Origin of the sequence: Photobacterium sp. GB-56, from assembly GCF_003026105.1 — a bacterium.
GTDB lineage: Bacteria > Pseudomonadota > Gammaproteobacteria > Enterobacterales > Vibrionaceae > Photobacterium.
Map to the genome: position 1 here is coordinate 1 of NZ_PYNW01000037.1, position 3,229 is coordinate 3,229.

At 35.8% G+C, this 3,229-nt stretch carries 3 protein-coding genes; all 3 read right to left on the minus strand.

The features are described 5' to 3' along the window. Positions 1-266: 266 nt before the first annotated feature. Positions 267-1,328 carry a hypothetical protein gene (locus C9J42_RS21125; RefSeq protein ID WP_107208801.1) on the minus strand — a complete coding sequence of 354 codons (1,062 nt, stop codon included), beginning with the start codon at positions 1,326-1,328 and terminating at the stop codon, positions 267-269. A 151-nt stretch (positions 1,329-1,479) separates the two neighbouring features. Next, positions 1,480-2,520, minus strand: coding sequence for a sel1 repeat family protein (locus tag C9J42_RS21130; RefSeq protein WP_107291479.1), 1,041 nt, complete (start codon positions 2,518-2,520; stop codon positions 1,480-1,482). A 104-nt stretch (positions 2,521-2,624) separates the two neighbouring features. Next, positions 2,625-3,229, minus strand: a 605-nt coding sequence (locus C9J42_RS21565; RefSeq protein ID WP_158260214.1) for a hypothetical protein, incomplete at its 5' end; no start/stop codon positions are given.

Genomic DNA, 3,229 nt, shown 5'->3' on the forward strand with positions numbered 1-3,229 from the left:
AATTGTTCAAACACAGCAATATCGGCTTGTTGAGGTGTTGTTGCTTTTGAGCATCCATTTAAGACTAAAAAAGAGAAAACTAATAATAGGGTAGTAATATTTACTTTCATGCATTTAAGGCCTTAACGGACTGAGAAGCTAATTGATTTTAATGCATAATTGTACATCTAATCTCTGCTGGGCAATAATTTGCTCAAGGTGATTAAGAAGCGCTTCTTAAATATCTAAGAAGCGCCCTAAGATCAATTAAATTGATGGGTGAAAATTTATTGTATATCTAAACGTGAGTAAAACATTGTTGCGTGAGCACCATCGATATAAATCACTTTTTTTACCGAATCTGCTTTTTCTTGAGCCTTTTTATTAGCAGCAATTAAGGCGTCTTTTTCTTTAGGTGCAATAACTTCATGCAAACCAAAAGAACGTCCGTTTTGTAAATCAAGAGCTTTAGCGACAATATATTTTTGTGTATTATTTAATGAGTTATTATCTAGGCTATTTAATTGGTATAAATTCCATGCTGCATTTGAGCCTAATTTTATACCCTGCTCTATGTAATTAAGGTAGCTTTCTCCACCTTCACGACCACTTTGTACCTCATTACCTATAAGCCCCTCAATAGCCGGTACAAAGTTATTAAACCGCGCATAATTAAGAAGATTCACAGCCATAGCTTCCATGTTTTTATTTGGCTTATCTTCATTGATAATTTTATTCGCATACTCTACGAGCGGGTAGTAATAATGCTTTTCAGCAGATTGAATAACCGCATCAATATACTCCTTGTGGGTTAGGTCAGGTTTCAATGTAGTGCTGTAATATACGGCACGAACGTCGCCTGTTTTGGCTTTTTCAGCAAAGAGTTTTTGTGCTTTCTCCACCCATTTTTCACTGCAATCATTCGGGAAGTACATTTGGCATTGATGGTTATCAGGTGCAAAAAATAATGCCGCATATGGATTACCTAACTCTGCCGATTGTATAAGCATCTTACGAGCGATAGGTGTGCTTTTAATACTTCCCGAGTATGAGATTAAAGCCGTCCAATAAAGTGCATCGGGGTCATTTTTATCAACAAGCGGTTTCAGTGCTTTTTCTGCTTTTCCCCAGAGATTACGCTGAATATTGAGTACCCCTTCAAAAAGTGGATCACCAGGCATATAGATACTTGCTACATCAATAGATGAACTGATGCTTGAGATCGGATTTTCTGATAAGAATTGTTCAAATACAGCAATATCGGCTTGTTGAGGTGTTGTTGCTTTTGAGCAACCGGTTAAGGCTAAAAAAGAGAAAACTAATAATAGTGTACTAATAGTTACTTTCATGCATTTAGACCTTAACTTAGCGGACTGAGAAGCTGATTGATTTTAATGCACAATAGTACACCTAACAATTACTGGGCAATAATTTGCTTTAATCATTGATTAAAAAAGCGCTTCCTGTTCATTTAGTAAGCGCTCAAAAATTAAAAAATAATTAACCTTCAGGTACGTGAGCACCATCAATATAAATCACTCTTTTTACCGAATCTGCTTTTTCTTGTGCCTTTTTATTCGCAGCAATTAAGGCTGCTTTTCCTTTTGGTGGGATAGAAAAACTAATGCCGTAGTCGTAACCATTAAATAACTCACTCGCCTTGGCTATGAAGTATTTTTGTTGGCTTGATAAGGATTTATCATTAATGCTATTTAATAGATAAACTCGCCATGCATGGTTTGAGCCAATGTTTATTCCTTGTTCTGTAAGACTTTTGTACTGTTCACCTTGAGTACGTTTTTTTTCACCCTCATACCCCATCAAAGCGTCAATAGCCGGTATAAAGTTATTAAATTGCGCATAATTAAGAAGATTCACAGCCATAGCTTCCATGTTTTTATTTGGCTTATCTTCATTGATAATTTTATTCGCATACTCTACGAGCGGGTAGTAATAATGCTTTTCTGCAGATTGAATAACCGCATCAATATATTCCTCGTGGGTTAAATCTGGTTTCAATATTGTGCTGTAATATACGGCACGAACGTTGCCTGTTTTTGCTTGTTCTGCAAAGAGTTTTTGTGCTTTCTCTACCCATTTTTCACTGCATTCACTGGAATAGTACATTTGACAAATATCGTTTTTAGGCGAAAAAAACAATGCTGCATAAGGGTTACCTTGTTCCGCTGATTCCATATATAGCTTTTTAGCTATAGGGTTGTTTTTAATACCCGTTCCCCATGTAATTGATGCTAACCAAAATTTTGCGTCAGGATTTTGGTTCTTTGCCATCGGCTCAAGTTGTTTCTTTGCCTCAGCCCAAAGATTACGTTGGATGTACAAAACACTTTCAAAAAGTGGGTCATCTTGCTGGTATATACTTGCGATATCAACGGTTGGACTTACTGATGATATAGGATTTTCTGATAAAAATTGTTCAAATACAGCAATATCGGCTTGTTGAGGTGTTGTTGCTTTTGAGCATCCATTTAAGACTAAAAAAGAGAAAACTAATAATAGGGTAGTAATAGTTACTTTCATGCATTTAAGGCCTTAACTTAACGGACTGAGAAGCTAATTGATTTTAATGGCGTATAGTACACCTAAAAACAATTAGGCAATAATTTGCTTGAGGTGATTAAAGGCTAATAAAGAACTTGATAATGAGCACCATCTATAAAGATTACTTTTTTTACCTTATCTGCCTTTTCTTGAGCTTTTTTATTCGCAACAATTAAAGCGTCTTTTCCTTTAGGAGGAGTAACAAAGCTTATGCCGAACTCATCACCATTAAATAAATAATTTGCTTTAGCTACAATATATTTTTGTGTTTCAGTTAGGGAGTTATTATGACGACTAAGTATACTATAACCACCCCATGCGTCATTTGAACCCATTGCAATGCCCTGCTGCATAAGTTCCTTGTAAAGAGGGCCTTTCATTCGCTTATGTTTACCTTCGTGATTCATTAAAGCATCTATAGCAGGAACAAAGTTATAAAAGCGTGCATAATTAAGAAGGTCACTAGCGAGTTCCTTCATTTCTTGATTAGATTTTTCTGATTCTCTTAAAGTAATAGAGTATTCAACAAGCGGGTAAAAATAGTGATTGTCTGCTGCATTGATAATGGCGTTAATATATTGCTCGTGGGTTAAATCTGGTTTTAATATCGTACTGTAATATACGGCACGAACGTCACCTGTTTTTGCTTGTTCTGCAAACAGTTTTTGTGCTTTTTCTACCCACTTCT